23 protein-coding genes and 1 riboswitch are annotated in these 20,798 nt (G+C 59.9%); of the genes, 9 read left to right on the plus strand and 14 right to left on the minus strand.

What is annotated here, in order from left to right; all coding sequences use genetic code 11:
* Positions 1-24: 24 nt before the first annotated feature.
* The 6 genes from upp to ACIQ47_RS04990 form a co-directional block, all read right to left on the minus strand.
* Entirely contained in the window at positions 25-654 is a 630-nt protein-coding gene (gene upp / locus ACIQ47_RS04965) for a uracil phosphoribosyltransferase (protein WP_296293705.1), read from the minus strand.
* 245 nt (positions 655-899) lie between these two features.
* Positions 900-1,592, minus strand: a complete 693-nt coding sequence (locus ACIQ47_RS04970; RefSeq protein ID WP_396428726.1) for a methyltransferase domain-containing protein — start codon at positions 1,590-1,592, stop codon at positions 900-902.
* 56 nt (positions 1,593-1,648) lie between these two features.
* Positions 1,649-4,270, minus strand: coding sequence for a hypothetical protein (locus ACIQ47_RS04975; protein ID WP_396437104.1), 2,622 nt, complete (start codon positions 4,268-4,270; stop codon positions 1,649-1,651).
* A gap of 107 nt (positions 4,271-4,377) precedes the next feature.
* Positions 4,378-5,046 (minus strand): hypothetical protein, encoded by a 669-nt coding sequence (locus ACIQ47_RS04980; protein ID WP_396428724.1) that lies wholly within the window; start codon positions 5,044-5,046, stop codon positions 4,378-4,380.
* Positions 5,047-5,279: 233 nt separating this feature from the next.
* Positions 5,280-5,480: a hypothetical protein gene (locus ACIQ47_RS04985; protein WP_396437105.1), complete on the minus strand. Its 201-nt coding sequence runs from the start codon at positions 5,478-5,480 to the stop codon at positions 5,280-5,282.
* A 92-nt stretch (positions 5,481-5,572) separates the two neighbouring features.
* Entirely contained in the window at positions 5,573-6,466 is an 894-nt protein-coding gene (locus ACIQ47_RS04990) for a hypothetical protein (protein ID WP_396437106.1), read from the minus strand.
* Positions 6,467-6,688: 222 nt separating this feature from the next.
* Here ACIQ47_RS04990 and ACIQ47_RS04995 point away from each other — a divergent pair, with 222 nt between their 5' ends.
* The gene (locus tag ACIQ47_RS04995) at positions 6,689-7,591 is read left to right on the plus strand and encodes a DMT family transporter (protein WP_396437107.1); all 903 of its coding nucleotides are present in this window, start codon (positions 6,689-6,691) and stop codon (positions 7,589-7,591) included.
* 36 nt (positions 7,592-7,627) lie between these two features.
* Here the strand turns inward: ACIQ47_RS04995 and ACIQ47_RS05000 are convergent, their stop codons facing one another.
* The 3 genes from ACIQ47_RS05000 to ACIQ47_RS05010 all read right to left on the minus strand — a co-directional run bounded on the left by ACIQ47_RS05000 (position 7,628) and on the right by ACIQ47_RS05010 (position 9,543).
* On the minus strand, positions 7,628-8,404 hold the full coding sequence (locus ACIQ47_RS05000) for a class II aldolase/adducin family protein (RefSeq protein WP_396437108.1): 777 nt from the start codon (positions 8,402-8,404) through the stop codon (positions 7,628-7,630).
* A 106-nt stretch (positions 8,405-8,510) separates the two neighbouring features.
* Positions 8,511-9,161, minus strand: a complete 651-nt coding sequence (locus ACIQ47_RS05005; RefSeq protein WP_396437109.1) for an exopolysaccharide biosynthesis protein — start codon at positions 9,159-9,161, stop codon at positions 8,511-8,513.
* Positions 9,148-9,543, minus strand: coding sequence for a hypothetical protein (locus tag ACIQ47_RS05010; protein ID WP_396437110.1), 396 nt, complete (start codon positions 9,541-9,543; stop codon positions 9,148-9,150). Before ACIQ47_RS05010 ends, ACIQ47_RS05005 begins: the two co-directional genes overlap by 14 nt.
* Before the next feature lie 263 nt (positions 9,544-9,806).
* Positions 9,807-9,911: riboswitch (TPP riboswitch) on the plus strand.
* Positions 9,912-9,984: 73 nt separating this feature from the next.
* On the opposite strand from ACIQ47_RS05010, the gene ACIQ47_RS05015 reads away from it, so the two are divergent.
* From ACIQ47_RS05015 to ACIQ47_RS05025, 3 genes are read left to right on the plus strand one after another with little or no spacing between them, the layout of a single operon-like run.
* Positions 9,985-11,127, plus strand: coding sequence for a thiamine ABC transporter substrate binding subunit (locus ACIQ47_RS05015; protein WP_396437111.1), 1,143 nt, complete (start codon positions 9,985-9,987; stop codon positions 11,125-11,127).
* Positions 11,124-12,785 carry an ABC transporter permease gene (locus ACIQ47_RS05020; protein ID WP_396437112.1) on the plus strand — a complete coding sequence of 554 codons (1,662 nt, stop codon included), beginning with the start codon at positions 11,124-11,126 and terminating at the stop codon, positions 12,783-12,785. The genes ACIQ47_RS05015 and ACIQ47_RS05020 overlap by 4 nt, the downstream gene beginning before the upstream one ends.
* Positions 12,786-12,809: 24 nt before the next feature.
* Positions 12,810-13,469 (plus strand): ABC transporter ATP-binding protein, encoded by a 660-nt coding sequence (locus ACIQ47_RS05025; RefSeq protein WP_396437113.1) that lies wholly within the window; start codon positions 12,810-12,812, stop codon positions 13,467-13,469.
* 97 nt (positions 13,470-13,566) lie between these two features.
* On the opposite strand, the gene ACIQ47_RS05030 is transcribed toward ACIQ47_RS05025, so the two are convergent.
* A complete protein-coding gene (locus tag ACIQ47_RS05030; RefSeq protein ID WP_396437114.1) occupies positions 13,567-14,160 on the minus strand; it encodes a 3'-5' exonuclease in 594 nt (197 codons plus the stop codon).
* 249 nt (positions 14,161-14,409) lie between these two features.
* On the opposite strand from ACIQ47_RS05030, the gene ACIQ47_RS05035 reads away from it, so the two are divergent.
* Genes ACIQ47_RS05035 through ACIQ47_RS05050 form a run of 4 tightly spaced genes read left to right on the plus strand, consistent with a single transcriptional unit; the run spans position 14,410 to position 18,146 of the window.
* Entirely contained in the window at positions 14,410-15,018 is a 609-nt protein-coding gene (locus ACIQ47_RS05035) for a hypothetical protein (RefSeq protein WP_396437115.1), read from the plus strand.
* A complete protein-coding gene (locus ACIQ47_RS05040) occupies positions 15,015-17,204 on the plus strand; it encodes a molybdopterin cofactor-binding domain-containing protein (RefSeq protein WP_396437116.1) in 2,190 nt (729 codons plus the stop codon). The genes ACIQ47_RS05035 and ACIQ47_RS05040 overlap by 4 nt, the downstream gene beginning before the upstream one ends.
* Before the next feature lie 15 nt (positions 17,205-17,219).
* Positions 17,220-17,663: a hypothetical protein gene (locus tag ACIQ47_RS05045; protein WP_396437117.1), complete on the plus strand. Its 444-nt coding sequence runs from the start codon at positions 17,220-17,222 to the stop codon at positions 17,661-17,663.
* Between the two features lie 18 nt (positions 17,664-17,681).
* Entirely contained in the window at positions 17,682-18,146 is a 465-nt protein-coding gene (locus ACIQ47_RS05050; RefSeq protein WP_396437118.1) for a (2Fe-2S)-binding protein, read from the plus strand.
* A gap of 36 nt (positions 18,147-18,182) precedes the next feature.
* On the opposite strand, the gene ylqF is transcribed toward ACIQ47_RS05050, so the two are convergent.
* From ylqF to ACIQ47_RS05070, 4 genes are all read right to left on the minus strand, one after another.
* Entirely contained in the window at positions 18,183-19,109 is a 927-nt protein-coding gene (gene ylqF, locus ACIQ47_RS05055) for a ribosome biogenesis GTPase YlqF (RefSeq protein ID WP_396437119.1), read from the minus strand.
* 93 nt (positions 19,110-19,202) lie between these two features.
* Positions 19,203-19,349, minus strand: a complete 147-nt coding sequence (locus tag ACIQ47_RS05060; protein WP_396437120.1) for a hypothetical protein — start codon at positions 19,347-19,349, stop codon at positions 19,203-19,205.
* Between the two features lie 20 nt (positions 19,350-19,369).
* Positions 19,370-20,176, minus strand: coding sequence for a type IIL restriction-modification enzyme MmeI (locus ACIQ47_RS05065; RefSeq protein WP_396437121.1), 807 nt, complete (start codon positions 20,174-20,176; stop codon positions 19,370-19,372).
* Positions 20,177-20,194: 18 nt separating this feature from the next.
* Positions 20,195-20,500, minus strand: a complete 306-nt coding sequence (locus tag ACIQ47_RS05070; protein WP_396437122.1) for a type IIL restriction-modification enzyme MmeI — start codon at positions 20,498-20,500, stop codon at positions 20,195-20,197.
* 193 nt (positions 20,501-20,693) lie between these two features.
* On the opposite strand from ACIQ47_RS05070, the gene ACIQ47_RS05075 reads away from it, so the two are divergent.
* On the plus strand, positions 20,694-20,798 hold a 105-nt coding region (locus ACIQ47_RS05075; protein WP_396437123.1), incomplete at its 3' end, for a FitA-like ribbon-helix-helix domain-containing protein.

The following is a 20,798-nucleotide window of genomic DNA, read 5'->3' on the forward strand; positions in this document are numbered from 1 at the left end:
ACCAGAAATTCACGCGTGAGTGCCTCACTTGGTGCCGAACATCCGGTCGCCTGCATCCCCCAGGCCCGGGACAATATAGCCGTGGTCGTTCAGATGGCTGTCCACAGAGGCTGTCACGATCGGAACGTCAGGATGCGCCGCTTGCATCCGCTTGATGCCTTCGGGCGCAGCCAGCAGACACAGGAAGCGGATATTCTTCGCCCCCGCCTCCTTCAAAATGGAAACAGCAGCCACACTTGAATTGCCCGTGGCCAGCATGGGATCGACCACGATGGACACCCGGTCCTCAAGTTGTTCGGGCAGCTTGCAATAGTATTGCACCGGCTGCAGCGTGGCGGGGTCGCGGTAAAGCCCCAGGAAGCCTACCCGCGCGGCAGGAATCAGTTCGAGGATGCCGTCCAGAAGCCCGTTCCCGGCCCGCAGTATCGACACCAGTGCCAGCTTCTTGCCCTCGATGGCGGGGGCATCCATCTCTACCAGCGGGGTTTCAATCCGCTTCGTCGTCATGGGCAATTCGCGCGTCACTTCATAGGCAAGCAGCAGGCTGATCTCGCGCAAGAGCTGTCGGAAGGAGGCGGTCGAGGTGTCCTTTTCCCGCATCAGGGTCAGCTTGTGCTGCACCAGCGGGTGTTTGACGACGGTAAGTTGGTCCAGCATGGCAGCCCCTGTCAGAGTTGTGGATAAAAAACCCAAACGAATGTGCTCGATTATGACCCAGGCCATGGGCGTTACAGGCCCCCAGTCGGGCCTTGCCTGCGTAGATGTCGCATCCCGGATGATCATCTCGAAAAATCAATAACGATTGCCTCAGTTCCTTTGATTGTCCTTGCGCCTAATTTGAGTCGTGTATTTGCTTGTAGGTTTTTTTAATCGTGTTCATTTTGTATAAAATTAAAAAATTATATTTTTCCGTTCAAAGCCATGGTGATAATTGCCAATTTCCTTTTGTCTTCAGGTAGTTCAGATGGCTTTATAAAGGTGTCGCTTCCATAAATTAATCCATTAAGCACATCTTTTTTTGTGTCAAGAATACGCAGTGGAAATTCGGATAGTAAATTTTCATCTTTAAGGAAGATACCGACAAAATCGTTCCAAAGCCCATCTACTCCTTCGATTTGCGCGGAAGTATATGACTCTAGCTGAGTGGCATTGATGCCATTTCTCTTTGCCCAAGTAATCAAGGCGCGCCCACTGTCCGGATAAAATCTCCAGCAATCAACGGGATATCTGTGTATATTGCCATTTGAAGGTGCATTCAAATAACAAAGACCTTTGGGTTTAAGCACCCGCATGATTTCAAGAAAAACAAGCCAGAACATTTCTGAATGTTCAAAGCATGAGCTTGTTAAAATAATATCGACTGATTCAGACTCAAAAGGCAAGCTGTAAGGATCGTTAAGAACGACATCGACTCCTTTGCCCGCAACGAAATCAACTCCGATATATTCAAATTCGGTTGGTGCGGTGATTCGCAGACTGCCATTAACGTCCTGTGATCCGATTTCGACAATTTTAACTTTCTTGTCTCCTGTGAATGATTTTGAATATGTTTCAAAAAAAGATTTGCAATTCATTAACGCACTGCGGTGCATATAAACTCCATTATGAAAAGTGCTTAGTAAATCCCAAAAATAATCCTGTGGCTATTTCATACTTTTTGGGTGATTTGCTGGCGAATCGCTGCGAATGCCGCTGTGTATTCAGGAAACCCCTGTTCGCGCATCGCAATCTTCAGCGCATCGCTGATGACCATTTCTTGAGGAAAACTTCTGAATCGGGTCATGCTCCAGGCCATGGTCCATGGGTTGGCTGCCGCGGTTTTGAAGTGGTAGGGATACAAGGCCAACAGCAATGAGGCGAGTCGTTCCATTAAAAATACCTTGATTTGCACACCGCCCTGGTAATGGGTCGCCTGTCCGAGCGCTTGGGCCAAAGGCGTGTTGCCGGCCTCGGCCATCTTGAACAGCGCTTCACCAAAACGCAGCCATTCGCGCCAAAACGCGGGGCGTGCCACAAAGTAATTGCTGAACACGGTGTTTCGCGAGTCCATGACCGTGGTGCGCAGTGCCAGGTCGAGCCCCATTTCTTTCAGAAATGCTTCACTGGTGGCGATGAATCCGGGTGAATAGACTTCTTGTTGTTCAAAGACGTTCAAAAAGCCCGCACCTTGGTCGGGTTGCGGTGAGAACAAGACCACATTGGCGCCTTTGGCGCTGGCTTGTTGGATGAATTTGAAGACTTCTGGCGCGGGCAGCTGGGTTTTGTCTGCAAATTTGGAGGAGAAAAAACCGTAATAGGTGTTTTCGTCCAAGGTTTGGTTGAGCAAAAAATTCCGGATGGGCCAGTATTCGTACCAGTCCGGGCGCAGGTTGGCGCGGTTGTCCATGACTTCGTAGCCGCTGGCTTGTGCGGTTTTCAGGGTGTCGTCTGACCAAGCGATGCTGAAGATGCGCACAGGTGCTGTGGGCGTGTGTTGTGCGGTGGCCAGTGGGTTGGGGGTGACAGGCAGAGGGCTGTTTTGCACTTGCTGCCTGGTGTCGATCAGGGCGTCTTCCAGGTTGCGCACAAATTTGGGGGTGTTGAACAGGTCGCACAGGTCGCGCTGCGCTTTGAGGCGTTGCTTGATGGCTTGTATCTTTTTGGGCTTGGTCGCCAGTTGCACGGCCAGGTTTTCGTAGTCTTGGGCGCTGTCGGTCACCAGTTCGGGCAGGCCGACGGCGTGCAGCAAGCTGCCCGCCATGCGGCTGACCATGGTTTGGCCAGGGCAGGTCAGCACGGGTAAGCCGGCCCACAGTGCGTCGCTGGCGGTGGTGCCTGCGCCGTAAGGTGCTGTGTCCAAAAACAAGTCGGCGCAGTGGTAGCGGGCCAGGTATTGCTCGGGCATGACGCGGCCCGCAAAGATCAATCGGTTGGCGGCGATGCCCTGGTTTTTGGCGTTGGCTGTGAGGTTTTCTTTGGCTTGCGGGTTGTCTTCCAGCACCCACAGCACGCTGTTGGGGCTGCGCTTGAGGATGCGCATCCAGGTGGCCCAAACGTCGGGCGTGAATTTGTAGTTGTTGTTGAAGGCGCAAAACACAAAGGCTTTGACGGGCAAGCCGCATTCGGCGCGTGTTGGTGCGGTGCCAATCACCCGTTGGCGGTCATTGGCCTGGTAGCTGTTGAGGTAGATGGGTTTTTCGGTGAAGTGCTGCGTCAGCTCAGGCGGCATCAGGTGGCGATCGGCCAGGATGTAGTCCACCCCAGGGATGGCGCAGCTGCCCATATAACCCAGATAGCTGGCTTGGACAGGCGCGGCGCGGTAGGCCAACACATCAAAACGCGAGCCAGACGTGAGCCCGGTCAGATCGATGAGTACGTCAATTTCGAGTTCGCGGATGCGCAGGGCCGCTTGTGCGTCGGTGAGCGCGTGCAAGGGGACATGGTGGTCAAACGCCTTGAGTACCCGTTGGCGCATGGCCGAGGGGGTGGTGTCGCTGTAGTCCAGCCCATACACCTGCACGCGGCTGCGGTCATGCAGCTCAAGCACTTCGGCCATCAAGATGCTGACGGCGTGGTGCTTGAAGTCGCCAGAAAAGTAGCCGATGCGCAGCTTGTCGTGTTGCCAGCGCACAGGCGGCAGCGGGGTGATGGGGCTCAGTTTGCGCGCAATGAAACGCTCTGCGGCTTGTCGTTGGCGCTGCGGGGTGTCGAGTTCGGCCATTCCCATGAAGGGGCCGATGTCGAGTGCCACGTCTTCACCCGGGCGTGCTTCGCACAGCCAGTTGGGTGTGCTGGGCCAGCTGCATTGACGGCGGCGAATGCCGACAAAGTGCTGGACCACGTCGGCTTGTTGGGGGTTGAGCCGAAGGCTGCGCTCTAGCGCGGCTTCGGCTTCGGGGTAGCGCTTGAGATTTTCATGCAGGCGGCCTATGTGGTTGAGCAACATGCATTGGCCTTCAACGGGCAGTTGGTCGCTCAGGGCTTGGTTCCAAATTTGCAGCGCTTGTGCGTCGTCGCCGCTGGCCTCAGTCATCAGCCCCAGATTGACTGCGGCTTGGTACAGCATGGGGTTGAGTGCTTGGGCTTTTTGGTATGACGCTTTGGCGATGGCAGGCTGGTTGAGTTTGTTCAGAATGCCGTGGTTGAAGTACACAGGGGCGGCTTGCGGCTCTTGACCATGCACGGCAAGCCAGTCGTTGTAGAGGTCCACCGCTTGCTGCAGCTTGCCTGCCGACTGAAGTTGGTCAGCTTGTTGGATCAGTTGGACAACGGTCAGGGAGGGGGCAGGCATGACGTTTTGGGGCTTGATGGCTGAGAGCGAGAGATTGTCTGCATAACCCCAATGCATTCCGGCGCGTCTGGGTCAGGAATCAATGCAAGAAGGTCATGCAGCAAGCCTTACGCGGGGCGAATTCTCAAATTTGAAAAGTATCCGGTTGTGCCGTCGTCAACCCACAGTCCGATGCCGCCTGATTTTCCGCCCAAGCGCAGGTCATCGACCGCCAGTATCTCGGTGCCATCGATAAATGCACGCAGTTTCTTGCCTGAAATGTCCAAGCGCAGTGTGTGCCAGGTGTTCAGTGCAACCGGCGCACCGGCCTCGTATTGACCAGGGAAACGGCTGCGCGAGACATCGAAGTGAAAGTCCGGATGGGCAATGTATTGCACGGCGCGCACGTTGCGAGGAGCAGGCGGCGGTGGCGAATTTTTGCTGCCATTGGCCATGCGAAGGTAAACAGCCTCGAATTCCTTGGCTTGGACGCCGACATGAAAAGCCAAACCAAGAAAGGCGCGTGCGTCAGGGTCGCCTTTGCCGTTGAGCACACCTGCCAGATCGACCTGCAGCGAGCCATCGGAAAAACCGGCAGAAAGGGCGGCAAACGTCGCAGCATTGCCGCCGATGCGCAAGGACCTGGCCTGGGCTTCTGGGGTCAGGTTGACGGCCACGCAGTTGCGGCCGCCAAACTGCGCTGCCGCCACAGTCACATCCGAGGGCACCAAATCGAGCGCGGTGCCCAAGGTGTTTTGCCAGTCACCTTTTGCTGCCAGCAGGTTGGTTGTGACCATTCCACCCGCAGACACTGCACATGCCTGGCTGAGGAGGCGCAATGCGTCGCGACGATTGAAGTTTTGATGGGAATTTTTCATATTGATTCTTCCAGTGCCTGATGGGGTTGGGGATTGTGGACAAGTGATGTGTACCGACTACCAAAAAACTTTAAAAATTAAATTTAAAGTGTTATTAATTCTAATGAATAAATAAGTAGTGACCCAACATTTTTACATCGGGGGTTCGTAAGTTAATGATTTATCTTGGTTTTTTGGCATTTCAGCCGGCCTTGCACGTCGTGTTGCCACTGCACATGCTTGTGCAGACTGGTGGCCACCAGGTTTTCAAAGCGCAGGCCATCGTCTCCAACCACCAATCCGGTGTCGTCAAAGTAGAACTTGGGCGTTTGCAGCACGGCGCGTGCAATGTTGTCGTGGAACGGGCGTACCACAGAGCCAGCTTTACGACCAAACGAAATAACTTTATTTAAAAGTCGCGACCAAATTAAAAAGTGGTGTGGTCCAGTCGCTTTTTTGCTCGCGCTCAATGTGCCCCAAGGTAACACCCCTCAGCCCGCTCCCCATCAGCCTCATCACCTTCTTCGCTGCACAGCGCAGCAATCAAGGCGGGGTCCACCACTTGGCCGGGCAGCAGCAGCTCTTCATTCGTCCAGCGCTTGACCAAGTGGCCGTTGGCCACGCCGCCGGTGTGCGGGGCTTGGTAGGCGCGGCGGTGCTGCAGGGTCACGCCGCTGTTGGCGTTGGCAATAAAGCGGCTTTCGCCCAAGGCCCAGGGTTCAAAGTAGGCATGGGCGGCGGCATCAACCTGGCGGAAGTAGGCGCGAGCCCCTTCGGCGTTGAGCTTTTTGCGCACGGTGCGCGTGATCATTCCTTGCAACTGGTCAAGCGCGGCATCGTCCATCTGGCCGATGGTGGCCAGGCTCATGTCTTGACCCGCCAGCGCAGGCGTGTCGGCCAATTCGGCGGGCAGCACTTGCACCATGGCTTTGACCACATCGTGGTGCGGTGCCACGGCGGTGGCCACGCCGCGTGTTTGCGGCTGGATGGGGCAGCGGATTTCCACAAGGCGTGGTTTCACAGGCCCTGTGCAGCCGTCGTGGTGGTAGTACTCGCCCTGGCTAAGGCGCCCCTTGCTGGAGCGACCGCGCACGTCGCGGTAGCTGGGGTGCTGGGTGTGCACATTCAGGCACACCACCAAGCCCGTGGCATCGACCAGTTGGTAAAAGGCTTCGCGCCATTCGGGCAAGAGCAGCTGCTCGTGCAGGTAGTCGCTGGGCTCGGTGCCTGCGTGTCCGACTTCACCCTCAATGACCAACACGAACGGACGTGGCCTGCGCACGCGCCATTGGCGCTGGGCAAAGTTCAGCACATCGGTGGTGGGGACCTGTTGGGCGCTGCGCGCCGTGGATGCGGACATGGGTGGAAATTCGGTTGAGGTCAGACCCGAACAAGGCGTTGGGGACCAGTGTGAATTTTAGGGGGTTGAGTTGCTGGATTTCAGGTGCCCCCTGGGCTGCTGGGCAATGCAGGTGACTGCCCCTGCGTGGCCGACGCTGTAAATTGCACCCAGTACCGAGCTCATGCCTGGCAAGTGGCGCGGTTTCCTCCCACTTTGACAGCCTTACAGTCGATTGAACCCATGACCCCACCATCTGATGATCCCGTGCGGCTCGATCACCCGCTGCAAGGCATTGCCTGGATGGTGGCGGGGGTGTTTTTGCTGGCGGTGTTGGATGCCTTGTCTAAACATGCGGTGTCGCAGTTGTCCATTCCGGTATTGATTGCGGCGCGCTCGACGATGGTGCTCGTGTTGCTGGTGCCGTGGGTGCTGCGCAGTGGGGGCTGGTCGGTATTGCGCACGCGCCGTCCTGGGGCGCATTTGTTGCGTGGCGTGTTGGCGGTGTGTTCCATGCTGGCGTTTTTTGAGAGCTTGCGCTTGTTGCCGCTGGCCACGGTGATCGCCATCAGTTTTGCCGCGCCGCTGTTCATGACGCTGCTGTCAGTGCCCTTGCTCAAGGAACGTGTCGGGGTGCACCGCTGGGGCGCGCTGTTGGCCGGTTTTGTGGGTGTGAGCCTGATCGTTGGACCGCAGGCCATGGACGGCGAGCTGGGACTGGGGGCTTGGCTGGCTTTGGTGGCAGCATTTTTTTATGCCGCTTCGATGACTTGTGTGCGCTGGCTTTCGCCCACCGAGAGCGACTTGTCGATGTTGGTCTGGCAGAACCTCACCATGGGTTTGGTCGGAGCGGTGGGGCTATGGTTTGTGCCCCTGGAGGCGGCCCCCAGCATGTGGCCGATCCTGACTTTGATGGCCGTTTTGGTGTTGCTGGGCCAGCGTTGCACCTTTCGGGCTTTGCGGTTGGCGCCGGTGGGCGTGGTGGCGCCTTTCCATTACAGCGAGCTGCTTTTTGCGGCCTTGTTTGGCTGGGTTTTTTGGCAAGAGTGGCCCGGGCCCCATGTTTGGTGGGGTGCTTTTTTTGTGGTCGGCGCGGGTTTGTTCACCTTGTGGCGCGAGCGCGCGCGAACATTGTTGGGCGGTTGATGGGGCCCGCTTGGGCGTTCCAAGCCGCCTACAGATTCAATCGGCATAACCGGGGTTCACCCGGTCAACCACGCGCATCATGGCTTCAAAAAACAGGCGCTCGCGTTCGCTGCGGGGGTGGCGGTCTTGCGGGCTGGGGGTTTTGATGCGCCGGATCACCGATTCGGTCAGTACATTCAGGGGCTGGCCAGTGCCCATGGCCAGCACTTGGGTGCGGCAGGCTTTTTCGAGTTTGTAGAGCTTGCGGTACGCTTGCGCCACGGTGTCGCCAATGGTCATCACGCCATGGTTTTTCATGAAGAGCACGGTTTTGCCACCGCTCATGAGTTGCGACAAGCGCTCACCTTCAGACAGGTCTGCTGCCAACCCGGTGTAATGGTCGTCATAAGCGATGGTGCCGTCAAAGAAGGCTGCCGTTTGGGTGGCGGGCAACAAGCGGTTGGCTTTGAGCATGTTCAAAGCCAGCGCCCAAGGCTGGTGGGTGTGCAGCACCACTTTGGCACCCGTGAGTCGGTGCACCGGGGCGTGGATCGATTGTGCCGAGAGCTCCACCGCGCCTGTGCCCTCCAGGGTTTCGCCCGCTTCGTTGAAGACCATCATGGTGCTGGCGCGGGCCTCTGACCAGTGCACGCCAAAGGGTGAAATCAGGTACTGGTCTTCTCGCCCCGGCACAGCCACCGTGAAGTGGTTGTCGATGCCTTCGTCGAAGTCGTGCAGCACCGCTAAGCGCAAAGCGGCGGCCAGTTGCACCTTGGTTTGCCACACCGGGTCGTCTTGGGCTGGTGTTGGGGCTGTTGCGGTGGCGGCTGACATGGGCGGGTCTTTCGAGGGTTGAACTGTCCTGCACTCTAGGCACCCGCCGCCTGTGGGCCTGTCACTTGGGCGGCAAGCGCAGGCAGATGGGGCCCAAACCGCGCCCTTACCAGGGCCAGCCTGACCAAACCTGAAGCACCGCGTTGCTCACCCATTCCCAAAGCCAAATCACATAGGCCACGGCGGCCGCTCCCGAGGCGCAAGACAACAGCAAGGCCAGGCCATCTCTGAACATCCAGCCCAGGCTGAGCAAGATCAGGCTCAGTGCGGGCAGCACATTGCCCAGGGGCAGGGGCAAGAAAATGACCAGACCCATCAAGGCGATCCAACTGCCCCACCACAGCCGGGTGCTGGTGTGTGACCACACGGCCCAGCGCGGGCGCAGGCAGCGGTTGCTCATCTCGTAAATCCAGGCCAATCCGTGCAGGCAGCGGCCGGTCCAGCGTGCGCTGAGTTTGATCTGACCCAAACGGGCGGGCAGTTGCACGCTGCTTTGCGCGCGCAACCAGGCCCAAGCGATGGCCCAAATGCCAAGACTCATCACGGTGCCCGCACCCGCCACCGGCAGCACACTGACCACCGCCAGCAGCATCAGCAGCACGGCTACAGACGCCTCGCCGTGCAGGCCAATCAGTTCAGAAAAGTCCAGGCGCTGAGTGGGCCCAGCGTTGTCCGCACTTCGGTGTTGCTCGGCCGCATCGCGCAGCCGCTGGGCCAAAGGGTTGCGCACGTCGGATCGGTGGTCAGAATTGTCCATGGTGCAGTGTCTGACGGATTCGGCGCTGAAGCAGCCAGTGCCCTGCCACCGCCAGCGCCAGCAAGAAGGCCAGGCCCAAGGCCCAAATCGCCCACATCAGCACAGACACCCAGCCCATCAGGCCGCTGCCTGAAGGCAGCATTTGGCCCAGCCACTGCACCAGGCCGAGTGCCGAGTCTTGCACCGCTTTGATCCAGGCGGTGTCCACCCAGGGGCTCAACCATGCGGGCACCGGCCATTGCAGAGCTTGCGAGGCCAGATCCCCAATCTGGCCTGAGGCTGTGGAGTTCAAAAGCCATGCGGTCAGTTGTTCGGCCAGCCCGATCAGGCCTGTCCAAAGAAGCACGAGAAAAACAAATACCGACCAAAGTGCAAACTTCATGAAGCGTGATCCTTTTAGGAGTACAACAAAGTGGTTGAGAATAGGCGTTTTTTTGTTCAGTCAAAAGAAGATTAAAGTTGATCGATATTCTTGTTTATTCGATGTTTATCAGCTTGCTTGTCATCTGATGACATCGAGCGAGCGCACATCCTGGATCGGTGGCAATCGGTCAGCCAATCAGCTTGTGATGGTGTGGGCATGATTCAAAGCCGCGGTTGTCGTGTTGATCGTCTGGTCTCGCGGCACCTGCTCGCTACAATCGGCAACTTCACCGGGGGTGCCTGGTCGCAGGAGCGGCCTGGGCTGAGACATACCCCTCTCACCTGATCTGGGTTGTGCCAGCGTAGGGAGCGTGATGCGATTGCCACCCCAGCGCCCTTGTGCGTTGACCGGCGTTGCTGTCATGCCCTTCGCGGCTTGTTGAGCGAAAGGCGGTTGGCGATGCAAAGGCGGTTTTTGGTGACCGGCACCGGGCTGGCATGGGTGCTGAGCGGCGCCATGGTCTGGGCTGCGTCGGGGCAGGCGCTGGCACAAAACGCACCCCCAAAACAGTCTCCAAGCCCCAAGTCAACGCTGCTGCGCGTGATGACGCACAGCTCGTTTGACCTGCCCAAACCCTTGCTGGCGCAGTTTGAAAAAGATGCGGGTGTGAAGCTGCAGCTGATCAAAGGGGGCGACGCTGGCGAGATGCTCAACAAGTTGATCTTGAGCCACGCCGCGCCCGTGGCCGATGTGGTGTTTGGCATCGACAACACCTTGCTGCCCCGCGCCCTGGCCAGTGGCATCCTCGACACCTACCCCGGCGCGGCCGCGCAAAGCAAAGCTCTGGCGGGCATGGCCGAAGGACCTGCCCCTCAAAAAGACCTGCCAGCGCCGAGCGCCGACAGCGGCGTGGTCGGTGGCGTGGTGCCGGTGACCCAGGGCTTTGTGAGCCTGAACATCGACAAAGTCTGGTTCCAGAAAAAAGGTCTGGCCTTGCCCCAAAACCTGCAGGCGCTGGCCTTGCCAGCGTACCGCGATTTGTTGGTGGTGCCCAACCCAGCCACCTCCAGCCCTGGCCAGGCGTTTTTGCTGGCCACGGTGGCGGGCTTGGGCGAAGCCGCTGCTTGGGACTGGTGGGCCCAGATGCGCGGCAACGGCGTCAAGGTGGTCAAGGGCTGGAGCGAGGCGTATTACACCGAGTTCAGCCACAACGGCGGGACCCGGCCCTTGGTGGTCAGTTATGCCACCAGCCCTGCCGCCGAGGTGTTCTACAGCAAGGACAAACTGGGCGCATCGCCCACGGCCAATTTGTTTTTGCCCGGTGGTGTGTTCCGCCAGGTGGAAGGCGCGGCCTTGCTCAAGGGCGCTGCGCCAGCCGCACGCTTGGCGGGCGTGAAGTTCATCGAGTTTTTGCGTTCTGTGCCGGTGCAGCAGGCGCTGCCAACCAGCATGTGGATGTACCCGGTGCAGCCCGGTGTGCCGCTCGATGCGGTGATGCAATACGCCCAAGCGCCCACCAAATTTGAGCGATTGCCGCTGCAAACCCTGAGCACGCAAGCCGCCCGCTGGCAGCAGCGCTGGACGCAGGTGGTGCTCAAGTGACAGGACCACGGACCTGGGGCCTGTGGCTGACTACCCCAAGGGGCAGCGCCTTGGGGCTGGCCGCTTTGCCGCTGCTGTTTGCCTTGGTGTTTTTGGCGATGCCGGTCGCGCGCTTGCTCTTAGAAGGCTTGTGGGGTGAACCGGTGCCAGGCTTGGTGCTGGCCGACACCGGCCCTTGGTGGCGCGATGCGCACCTGCAGTGGCGCGTGGGCTGGACGCTGGTGCAGGCTGTGACCACCTGCGTGGCTTGTCTGATGTTGGGTTTGCCGATGGCGTGGGTGCTGGCGCGGCTGGATTTTGCCGGACGGCTGTGGTGGCAGCGCGCTTTGCTGCTGCCTTTTGTGGTGCCCACCCTGGTCGCGGCGCTGGGCGTGTTGTCGCTTTGGGGGCCACGCGGTTGGCTGGGTGAGCCTTTGGCGCAAGCGGGTGTGTCCTTGCAAGGCAGCCCCTGGTTGCTGCTGCTGGGCAATTTGTTTTTTAACCTGGGTTTGGTGGTGCGCGCAGGCAGCGACGGCTTGGCGCAGGTCAGCGCACAGCAGGTGGCGCTGGCACGCACTTTGGGGGCCACGCCCTGGCGGGCGTTTTGGCGGGTCGAGTGGCCGGTGGTGGCCCCTTGGTTGGCCTCGGCGTTGTGCCTGGTGTTTTTGTATTGCTTCACCGGCTTTGGCCTGGCCTTGGTGTTGGGCGGGCAGCACTTCGCCACGGTGGAGGTGGAGATTTACACCCTGATCGCGCACGAGCTGGCGCTGGGGCCGGCGGCGGCCTTGGCCGTGGCCATGCTGGCGCTGACCGGGGGCGTGGCCTGGGCTTACGCCTGGGTGGAGCGGCGCCTGGCCCATCCGGCGCGCATCACCCTGGTGGCGCGCCGTCCTTTGCGGGGGGCGGGCAAGTGGATTTGGACGCTTTGGGGGCTGGCATTGGGTACTTGGGGCTTGTTGTGCGGCGCGCCGCTGTTGGCGCTGTTGGCGCAGGGCTTGTACGCAGCCGTGTGGGGGCAGGGCGCGGCGGTATGGGCCGACCCTGACACTGGGCTGGCTTTGCGCAACACCTTGCAGTTCACCGCCATGGCGCTGGTGCTGGCCACGGCTTTGGGTTTGCTGCATGCACTGGCAGGGCATGCCTTGAGGCCTTGGCCGCGCTGGGGCTTGGCCTGGCGGGCCAGTGCTTATGCGCCCTTGGTGGTCTCGCCCGTGGCGCTGGCCTTTGGTTTGTTGCTGATGTACCCGCAATGGTTGGCCAGTTTGCCGCTCTTGGTGGCGGCCTACGCTTTGCTGGCCTATCCGTTTGTGGCCAAAGCGCTGACGGCGGCCCTCGACGCCCTGCCCGAGCACTATGCCCAAGCCGCCGCCACTTTGGGGGCACGGCCGCTGCGGGTGTTTTGGCGCGTCACGCTGCCCATGTTGGCTTTGGCCTTGCGCCGGGGCATGGCCTTTGCTGCGGCCACCATGCTGGGCGAGTTTGCGGTCTCGCTGCTGCTGTCGCGGCCCGAATGGCTGACCTTGAGCACCTTGATCTACCAGCGCCTGGGGCGTCCTGGCGCAGGAAATCTCGATGCAGCGCTGGTGCTGTCGGCCAGCTTGATGGTCTTGGCGCTGTTGGTGTTTGTGTTGATCGAAGGCCGAGCCGCTGCGTCCTCTTCTCCCACCCCTGCGGCCTGAAGGCCTGCACACCCGATTTGAACCATGCTTGAACTGCGACACATTCACCACCATTGGACCGGCCCGAACGGTCAGCCCCAGCCTTTGCTGCTGGGTGTGACCTTGCAAGTGGCACGCGGGCAAACCGTGGCTTTGTTGGGGCCTTCCGGCAGCGGCAAAAGCACGCTGCTCAAAATCATCGCGGGGCTGGAATTGCCCGAGTCTGGCAGTGTCTGGCTGGACGGTCAGGACATCAGCGACTGGCCCCCAGAGCGGCGTCGGTTGGCCTTGATGTTCCAGGACTATGTGCTGTTTCCACATCTGAATGTGCAAGACAACGTGGCCTTTGGATTGGTCGAGCAGGGTGTGCCGCGTACTCAGGCGCGTCAGCGTGCCAAGGATCTGCTGCAGCGCTTTGGATTGGTGGGGCGGGGCCGCGATCCGGTGACCACTTTGTCCGGCGGCGAGCAGCAACGCGTGGCACTGGCGCGGGCACTCATCACCGAGCCCCGGGCGCTGCTGCTCGACGAGCCGTTTTCTGCACTGGACGCCGAGATGCGTGACAGCCTTCGCGCCGAATTCGCGCAGCGCATTGCCGAGCACGGCATGCGCGCGGTGTTGGTCACGCACGACGAGGCCGAAGCGCGCACCATGGCCAGCGCTGCCTGGCGTTTGCAAGGCGGTGTTTTGAGTCCTGTGTGGTGAGTGCGGGTATCAGTACGATGTGTTGGATCGGGTCTTGCCCGGTGTCTCCAGCCTAAGCCCCAAGCCGTGCATGTGACTGCTCGTTAGGGCTTGCGCCTCAAAGCCCCAGAGCCTGCCAGACCCGGATGGCGGCGTACGCGTCGTTGGCCGCGTACACCAGTTGCGCTTGACTGAGTTGGGCGTTGGCCCAGTTGCTGGTGGCGGCTTTCTTGGACTTGATGAAGCGTTCATTGAACAGCACGGCCACCGCGCCTTTGACCCCCATGTCTTTGCGGTAACCGCGTTCGCGAAAAATGGTGTTGAGCTCCAGAATGCCCTGCGGCTCGATGCCCAGTTTGTGCACGATGCGCTTGCGGTCATCGCCCAGACCAAAACCGGCTTTGACAATGCCGCTGCAGGCCAACAGTTGCGCAGCAACCGCGCTGCATTCGGGGTCGTGCAGCTGAAACACCCAAGCCCGCTCGGAGGTGGACAACTGCAGGATGTGCGGCCCGTCTGACTGTTCGCCCACCTTGAAAGTGGGCTTGGACTCGGTGTCAAACCCCCAGGCAGACGATTGCATGAGGGCATCCCATGCACTTTGCGCCTGCTGGCCGGTGGTGACGAGTGTGATGCGGTCCAGACCCAGGCGCTCAAAAGGCGGGAGCAGGGCGATGGCGTCTTTGTCGGGGGTGGGGTGCTGGGTGGACATGGTGCTTCTGAAGGGAAGCCCATCATAGTGGCTGTGCTGTGCGGGGCATGGCAAAACCAAGGTGACACGCGCTGGGTGGACCTGGCCAAATAATCATCAAGGTGTGCGAGTGCTGCAGTTGGTTGGATTCGTTTGACAAGGAGACAAGCCATGGTGATGAATTTCTTCAAAAGACTTTCTGTGTTGTTGGCCCTCGGGTGGTCCGCGGCAACTTGGGCGCAGGGGACTTATCCCCAAAAGACGGTCACTTTGACCGTGCCATTTCCAGCAGGCGGCATCGCTGATTTGTCGGCCCGTGCGCTCAAGCCCTCGCTGGACAAAGCTTTGGGCCAGCCGGAGATGACCGTGCACCGGCGAGGGGCCTCGGGCGCCATGGGTGCGGCTGCGGCCGCCAATGCCACTGCAGACGGTTACACCCTGATGTACACCTTGTCGAGTGTGGCCAGCGTTCCGGCGCAAGCGGTGCTCTTTGCGGCTGCCTTAAAAGCCATTCCCAAAGGCATGACGAATTCGTCCAGCGGCAACTACGGCATCAACCATTTCCCGGCCGAGATGCTGCTGGCAGCCACACAAACCGAGTCGCGTCACATTCCTGACGCAGGCGGGGCGCCCATGTTGACGGCCTTGATGGGGGGCCAGGTCGACTTCAACATACCCGTGGGCACACCCACCGATGTTTTGGCCACTTTGTGCCGGGCCTTGCGTGCGGCATCTCAGGTCAACCAATGTGTCGAGACGGTCGGTAAAAGCTTCGCCGGAGAAATTGCTGACTTGGACGGTAGCAAACTGGAGACCTTCTGGAAGGCCGATCTGGCCCGCACATCCGTCACGATCCAGCGCATCGGACGCATTCAATGACGACAGCAGCCCCGCGAGGGTTCACCTTTGACCGCAATGACGGTCGTGCGGTGTTGCCCGGCAATTTGCACACCAACCGCCAATTGGCGCAATGGCTGGATTTCTCTCAGCCCGGTCGGGTGCGTGTGTTCACGGGCAAGGTGGAATTGGGGCAGGGCATTTTGACGGCCTTGTCGATCATTGCGGCCGATGAACTCGATGTGGATTTGGACCAGGTGCACATCGTCAGTGCCAGCACCCTGGAAGGGCCTGACGAGGGCATGACCAGCAGCAGCATTTCAGTTCAGGACTCCGGATCGGCCATTCGCCACGCCTGTGCCGAAGTGCGGTTTCTGGCCCTCCAGCAAGTGGCCCGTCATCATGGTTTGCCCGCCCATGCCTTGCGCGTCGAGCAAGGGCGCTTCACCGACGCCCAAGGGCGCGCGCTGGGGGACTATTGGGAAGCGCTCAAGGACATCCGTCTGGATCGTGAATACCAGGGTTTGGCCCAGCCCAAGCCTGTGGATGTGCTCAAGCTGCACGGTCATGGCAAAGTTCGCCGCATTGACTTGGCTGAAAAGATCATGGGCCAGCCCCGGTTCATCCACGATGTGCGCATGCCGGGCATGCGCCACGGGCGGGTCCTGCGCGCGCCATCGCTGACGGCCCAATTGGCCCATCCCGATCACCCCGTGCCGGTCGATGTGTTGGATGCCATGGCCCAGTCTGCCATTGACTTGGTGGTGGATGGGCGCTTTATGGGCATCGTGGCCGCCTCCGAGCGCGAGGCGGACGCTGCACTGGCCCAGCTGCAAGCGCAAGTGGCTTGGCGCGAGTCGGCCAATTTGCCCGACATGCATGCCATGGCCGACTTCTTGCGACACGCGCCGAATGACACCACTTACCCCATACAAAAAGGAGAAGTCCTTGGCGCTGACGATGCCGGGGTGAGCTTGTCGCGCGAATACCTCAAGCCTTACATTGCACACGCCTCGATTGGTCTTTGCTGCGCACTGGCCCAATGGGACGGCCAGACCTTGCAGGTCTGGACCCACAGCCAAGGCATCCAGAATCTGCGCGATGACCTGACCAAGGCCTTGGGTCTGGACAAGCAGGCGATCGTGATGCGGCATGTGGAGGGGGCCGGATGTTATGGCCACAACGGGGCCGACGATGTGGCGTTTGACGCGGCCCTGTTGGCCATGGCCCAGCCGGGTGACCCTGTGCGGGTGGTGTGGTCTCGTGCGGACGAACTGTCGCAAGCGCCGCTGGGCAGCGCCCATCTGGTCTCGCTCAGGGCCCGTTTGGACGAACAGGGGCGCATCAGCCACTGGCACCACGAACTGTGGGCCAACGGGTACAGCTCCCGGCCGGGGCGCTCGCTGATTCCCACCTTGCTGGGGGCTTCGCAACGCGCACAGGGGCAGCCTTTGCCCTTGGCCATCAACCCGCCGCTGGCTGCAGGGGGCGGCTCGGACCGCAATGCCATTCCAGGTTATTCGTTTGACAACACCCATGTGGTGAACCACCGGCTGACGGTCATGCCGATTCGAACCTCGGCCATGCGGGCCCTGGGGGCGTTTGCCAATGTGTTCGCCATCGAGTCTTTCATGGACGAGCTGGCCCATGCCAGTGGACAAGACCCTTTGCAGTTTCGCAAACTGCACATGGACGACCCCAGAAGCCTGGCCGTATTGAATGCCGTGGTCGACCGCAGCACCTGGTGGCACCAGCCCAAAGCCGAGGGCGTGGGCCACGGCGTGGCCTGGGCCCGCTACAAAAACACCTCTGCATGGTGCGCGGTTTTGGCACGCGTGCAGGCCGGCGAAACGCTGCGTGTGTTGCAGCTGGATGTGGCCGTCGATGTGGGCCGCGTGGTGGACTTGGACGGCGTGATCAACCAAACCGAAGGCGGCGCCTTGCAAGGCATGAGCTGGGCCCTGAAAGAGGCGGTTCAGTTTGACCGCACGCGCATCACGACCCAAAGCTGGGCCGATTACCCGATCTTGCGTTTCAGCGAAGTGCCCGAATTGGCCATCCATGTGCTGGACCAACCGGAGCAACCGTCGCTGGGGGCGGGCGAGTCGGTGCAAGCCCCCGTGGCGGCCGCTCTGGGCAATGCCTTGTTCGATGCCCTGGGGGTGCGTGTTCGCCACTTGCCCTTGTCGCAGGACCACATCCTTCAGGCGCTCAACGCGTCGCAATGACATGGCTGTATTGACATGACGGCATTGACCTCGACCCTGGTGGACATGTGCAGTGCTGGCGCGGGACGCGTCTGGCTAGAGCAATGCCTGGCCATGCCGCAATGGGCGCAAATGGCGCAGTACCGCACACGCTATCGGGCTTTGCAAAACACGCTGGACGAGGTGAACCACCGCCTGGCGCAGGGGCAGGACTGCCACCTGTGCGTGCTCACCCCCGATGCCATCCGCAGTTTGCAAGCCCGCTGGCCCGATCGGATCGACGCGCACTATCTGGGCCATTTTCCGGTCCCGCATGGTCAGTTCACCGAATACGCTGTGGCTGCTGTGCGTCCCCATCCAGACAAGCATGACCCCGAGGCCCAAACGGCCTGGACGCTGGCCTGCGATTTGGCACGTTATCTCTGCTCACCGAGTCAGCCAGCCATGCGCCAAGCGCTGGGTTTTGCTGAAGTGCCTTGATAAAACCCGAGACAGACCATGATCACCATCAACGCCAAGAGCATCGCCCTGACAGCGCCCGACAAAACCCCTTTTCTCAGCTTCTTGCGCAACGAGTTGGGCTTGTCGGGCCCCAAATTGGGCTGCGGTGAAGGCGAGTGCGGCGCATGCATGGTGCTGGTGGACGGACGGCCCCAAACGTCCTGCAATTTGCCACTGTGGGCGGTGAAAGGCCATGCCGTGACCACGCTCGAGGGCTTGGGCACGGTGGGGCAACCCCATGCTTTGCAACAAGCCTTTATTGAAGAAAACGCAGGCCAGTGTGGCTATTGCCTGAGCGGCATTTTGGTCAGTGCCAGCGCCTTGTTGCAGCACACGCCAGAGCCGACCCGGGCGCAGATTTGTCAGGCCTTGGACAAACACCTGTGCCGCTGTGGGGCGCATGAACGCATCATCCGCGCTGTTCAGCGTGCTGCACAAATGGGCAAGATGGCCGCGGCCTGAGCTGCCGGTCACGGCTTAAAAAAGGTCTAGTCAAGCTCAGCGGCGTTGGGTGTCTTTTTTGGGCGGTGCAGGTTTTTTGCGCTGCGCCCGCTCGGCATCGGCCTTTTTGCCTTCGGCCAGCCAGATGGCAAATTCGGCGGGGGTTTCCAGTGTCAGTCGGCCCAAGGCGGCCGAACGGAAATCGTGGATCACGATTTCGGCGGCCTTGGTGGTGTTGACCCGGCCGCCGCTTTGGATCGCGCCGCGTTGGCGGGCAATGGCTTCGAGCAGGGTTTCGTCGGTGTGGCTGGCCACGTCTTGCACCTTGTAGCGCTCGGTGATCGCTTGCGGGTAGTTCGGAATCAGGTAGTTCAGCAGCTCCAAGGCGACGACTTCTTCGTCAAACGCGTTCACACCAATCGCGCCACTGGCGGCCAGGTTGAAGCCGCTTTGCTCAACGATGATGCGTGGCCACAGCACGCCGGGGGTGTCGTACAGGTAAAAGTCGTCGGCCAGCGTGATGCGCTGTTCCAGTTTGGTCACGCCCGCTTCGTCGCCGGTTTTGGCAGCGCGTTTGCCCTTGAGGGTGTTGATCAGGGTGGACTTGCCCACGTTGGGGATGCCGCAAATGAGCACGCGCATGGGTTTGACCATGCCGCCCCGGTTGGGGGCCAACTGGCGGCTGGCATCGATCAAGGCCTTGGCGGGAAACACCACGCTGGTGTCCAGGCCCATGGCGCTCACGCTAGGCAGGGCGTTGTAATGGGCCAGCCAGGCCAAGGTTTGCACCGGGTCGGCCAAGTCTTGCTTGCTCAGGATTTTGAGGGCGGGTTTGCCTTCGATCAGCTCGGCCAGCATGGGGTTGGCGCTCGAGCCCGGCAGGCGGGCGTCCAGCATCTCAATGACGACGTCAATGTCTTTGATGCGCTCCCCAATCGCCTTGCGCGTGAGGTGCATGTGTCCGGGAAACCATTGAATCGCCATAAAAGAAGCCGCTGCTGGCTTGAAATACAAAAGAGGTGATTGTCAGGCAGTTCGCACCCGTTTGGCTCGGGATGGCTGCGCTGCACCCAGGCTTCAGTTGGAAGTCCAGGATTTGACAAGGTCCACACCCGCCAGCAACTGTGCCAAGCTGATGCTGGTGGTGAACAGAGTGCCAGACGATGAGGGCTTGAGCCAATGCAAGACCCCTTGGTGCGGTAAGGGTTTGAGGGGGACTGACACCCAGTGGGTGTCCTGAATAATCACTCGAAACTCCCCGGTTCCACGGGGCGCTTGTCGCGTGGAAAATTCAACCCGTTGTCCCCCAATTCTTGGCCGACGGCCACCAACGCTGAGCCAAAACCGATTGTGGGTGCTACGGCATTCTCCAGAGTCTGGTGAATCTTGGCTTTTTTGGCGACTTTTGGCCTGTTTGTTTTGCGCGGCTTCTTGGCAGGGTCGGCAGGCTCGGCGGGCTCCAGCATGGGGGCCAAAGCGAGTTTTTCATTAAGCTTGAACAAATAGGCCACGCGGCTGGTGTCGTCGTTGCTTTCTTCGTAGCCATAGGCCTGGTCTACGGCTTCGTCGACCGCGTCGTGTGCGGCTTGCAGGCTTTTGTTTTTGCGCAGGTTGTCGGGGTCGTACAGCCAGGCCAGGCTTTTCTCGGGGTGCTGGGCGCGTGCGTTCAGCACGGACTGGGCGGCGGCCTCGATGGCGGCTTGGTGCGCTGGGCTGGGTGTGGGCCAGGGGTAGTTGTTGTAGACGATGGTGTTGGCGTAGCGGTAACGGCTTTCGAGTCGACCGCAAACGGCGCGAAGCCAGGCGTTGTGCATGGTCGAGTTGAGCATGCCGAAGTGGTAAAGCGTGGCGTTGGGGAGCAGAACGCAGGCATCGCTGGAAATTGTGTCTGCGGTCAAAAAGCCAATGGGCAAAAAGGAACGGCGCTCGGATGAAACTCTGGGAACTATCAAATAGTTCCCTTTGGGCTGACGAATTTCGCCAAACAAATGCGGCAAATCGGCCAGTTTCTGCGTTGGAATTTTTGTGCTTTTCAAGCGCATGGCTTTCACGCCCGCACTGCGTCGTTTTCAGTTCTTGGGGATGTAGCCCTTGGCTTGTTCGTAGGCTTCGGCCAGATCTTTGCCCTTGGATTTCATTTCCACCAGCAGCAGGCCTGGAAAAAACCCGTCAATGCGGTTGATGCCCGTGCCGCTGTCTTTGACCACGCGGCGCTCAAAGTCCACCGAGCGCAGGTAGTTCAGCCCATACACGCCGCACAGCTCACGCACAAAGTTTTGCGCTTGGCCCATTTCGTAGCTGGCATTGGCAAACTCCTTGCTGAAGGCTTCGGCCCGGTCATTGAGCTGGTCTTGCTGTTCTTGTGGATGAATCATTTGAATCTAGCGCTTTCGTCGAAATGAATAACGGGGTATTCATTCGATTCTAGGGTTCAGATTTATTGTTTTGTATTCATTTATTTCAGAAAGCAGATGCTTTGATGATGCCTTTGGTGTGGCGATGTGTGTCCAGCCTTGACAAAAACGCCTTCATTGCTAGCATTGCTGGCAACCACAACGGAGAAGCCCCATGTCTACCTTGACCATTCGCAACATCGAGACCGAGATCAAGGACAAGCTGCGCTTGGTCGCAGCGGCAAACGGCCGGTCCATGGAGGAAGAGGTGCGCACCATC

It is taken from the genome of Limnohabitans sp., from assembly GCF_044373035.1.
In the GTDB taxonomy this organism is placed as follows: domain Bacteria; phylum Pseudomonadota; class Gammaproteobacteria; order Burkholderiales; family Burkholderiaceae_C; genus Limnohabitans_A.

Bases quoted from the DNA above. Each gene is read 5' to 3' on its own strand.
- ACIQ47_RS05070 (WP_396437122.1), bottom strand. From the start codon at position 20,500: ATGATTCATCCACAAGAACAGCAAGACCAGCTCAATGACCGGGCCGAA.
- ACIQ47_RS05010 (WP_396437110.1), bottom strand. From the start codon at position 9,543: ATGAAGTTTGCACTTTGGTCGGTATTTGTTTTTCTCGTGCTTCTTTGG.
- ACIQ47_RS05040 (WP_396437116.1), top strand. From the start codon at position 15,015: ATGACGACAGCAGCCCCGCGAGGGTTCACCTTTGACCGCAATGACGGT.
- ylqF (WP_396437119.1), bottom strand. From the start codon at position 19,109: ATGGCGATTCAATGGTTTCCCGGACACATGCACCTCACGCGCAAGGCG.
- ACIQ47_RS04970 (WP_396428726.1), bottom strand. From the start codon at position 1,592: ATGCACCGCAGTGCGTTAATGAATTGCAAATCTTTTTTTGAAACATAT.
- ACIQ47_RS04980 (WP_396428724.1), bottom strand. From the start codon at position 5,046: ATGGTCACAACCAACCTGCTGGCAGCAAAAGGTGACTGGCAAAACACC.
- ACIQ47_RS05045 (WP_396437117.1), top strand. From the start codon at position 17,220: ATGACGGCATTGACCTCGACCCTGGTGGACATGTGCAGTGCTGGCGCG.
- ACIQ47_RS05015 (WP_396437111.1), top strand. From the start codon at position 9,985: ATGCAAAGGCGGTTTTTGGTGACCGGCACCGGGCTGGCATGGGTGCTG.
- ACIQ47_RS05025 (WP_396437113.1), top strand. From the start codon at position 12,810: ATGCTTGAACTGCGACACATTCACCACCATTGGACCGGCCCGAACGGT.
- ACIQ47_RS05030 (WP_396437114.1), bottom strand. From the start codon at position 14,160: ATGTCCACCCAGCACCCCACCCCCGACAAAGACGCCATCGCCCTGCTC.
- ACIQ47_RS04990 (WP_396437106.1), bottom strand. From the start codon at position 6,466: ATGTCCGCATCCACGGCGCGCAGCGCCCAACAGGTCCCCACCACCGAT.
- ACIQ47_RS04995 (WP_396437107.1), top strand. From the start codon at position 6,689: ATGACCCCACCATCTGATGATCCCGTGCGGCTCGATCACCCGCTGCAA.
- ACIQ47_RS04975 (WP_396437104.1), bottom strand. From the start codon at position 4,270: ATGCCTGCCCCCTCCCTGACCGTTGTCCAACTGATCCAACAAGCTGAC.
- ACIQ47_RS05050 (WP_396437118.1), top strand. From the start codon at position 17,682: ATGATCACCATCAACGCCAAGAGCATCGCCCTGACAGCGCCCGACAAA.
- ACIQ47_RS05000 (WP_396437108.1), bottom strand. From the start codon at position 8,404: ATGTCAGCCGCCACCGCAACAGCCCCAACACCAGCCCAAGACGACCCG.
- ACIQ47_RS05005 (WP_396437109.1), bottom strand. From the start codon at position 9,161: ATGGACAATTCTGACCACCGATCCGACGTGCGCAACCCTTTGGCCCAG.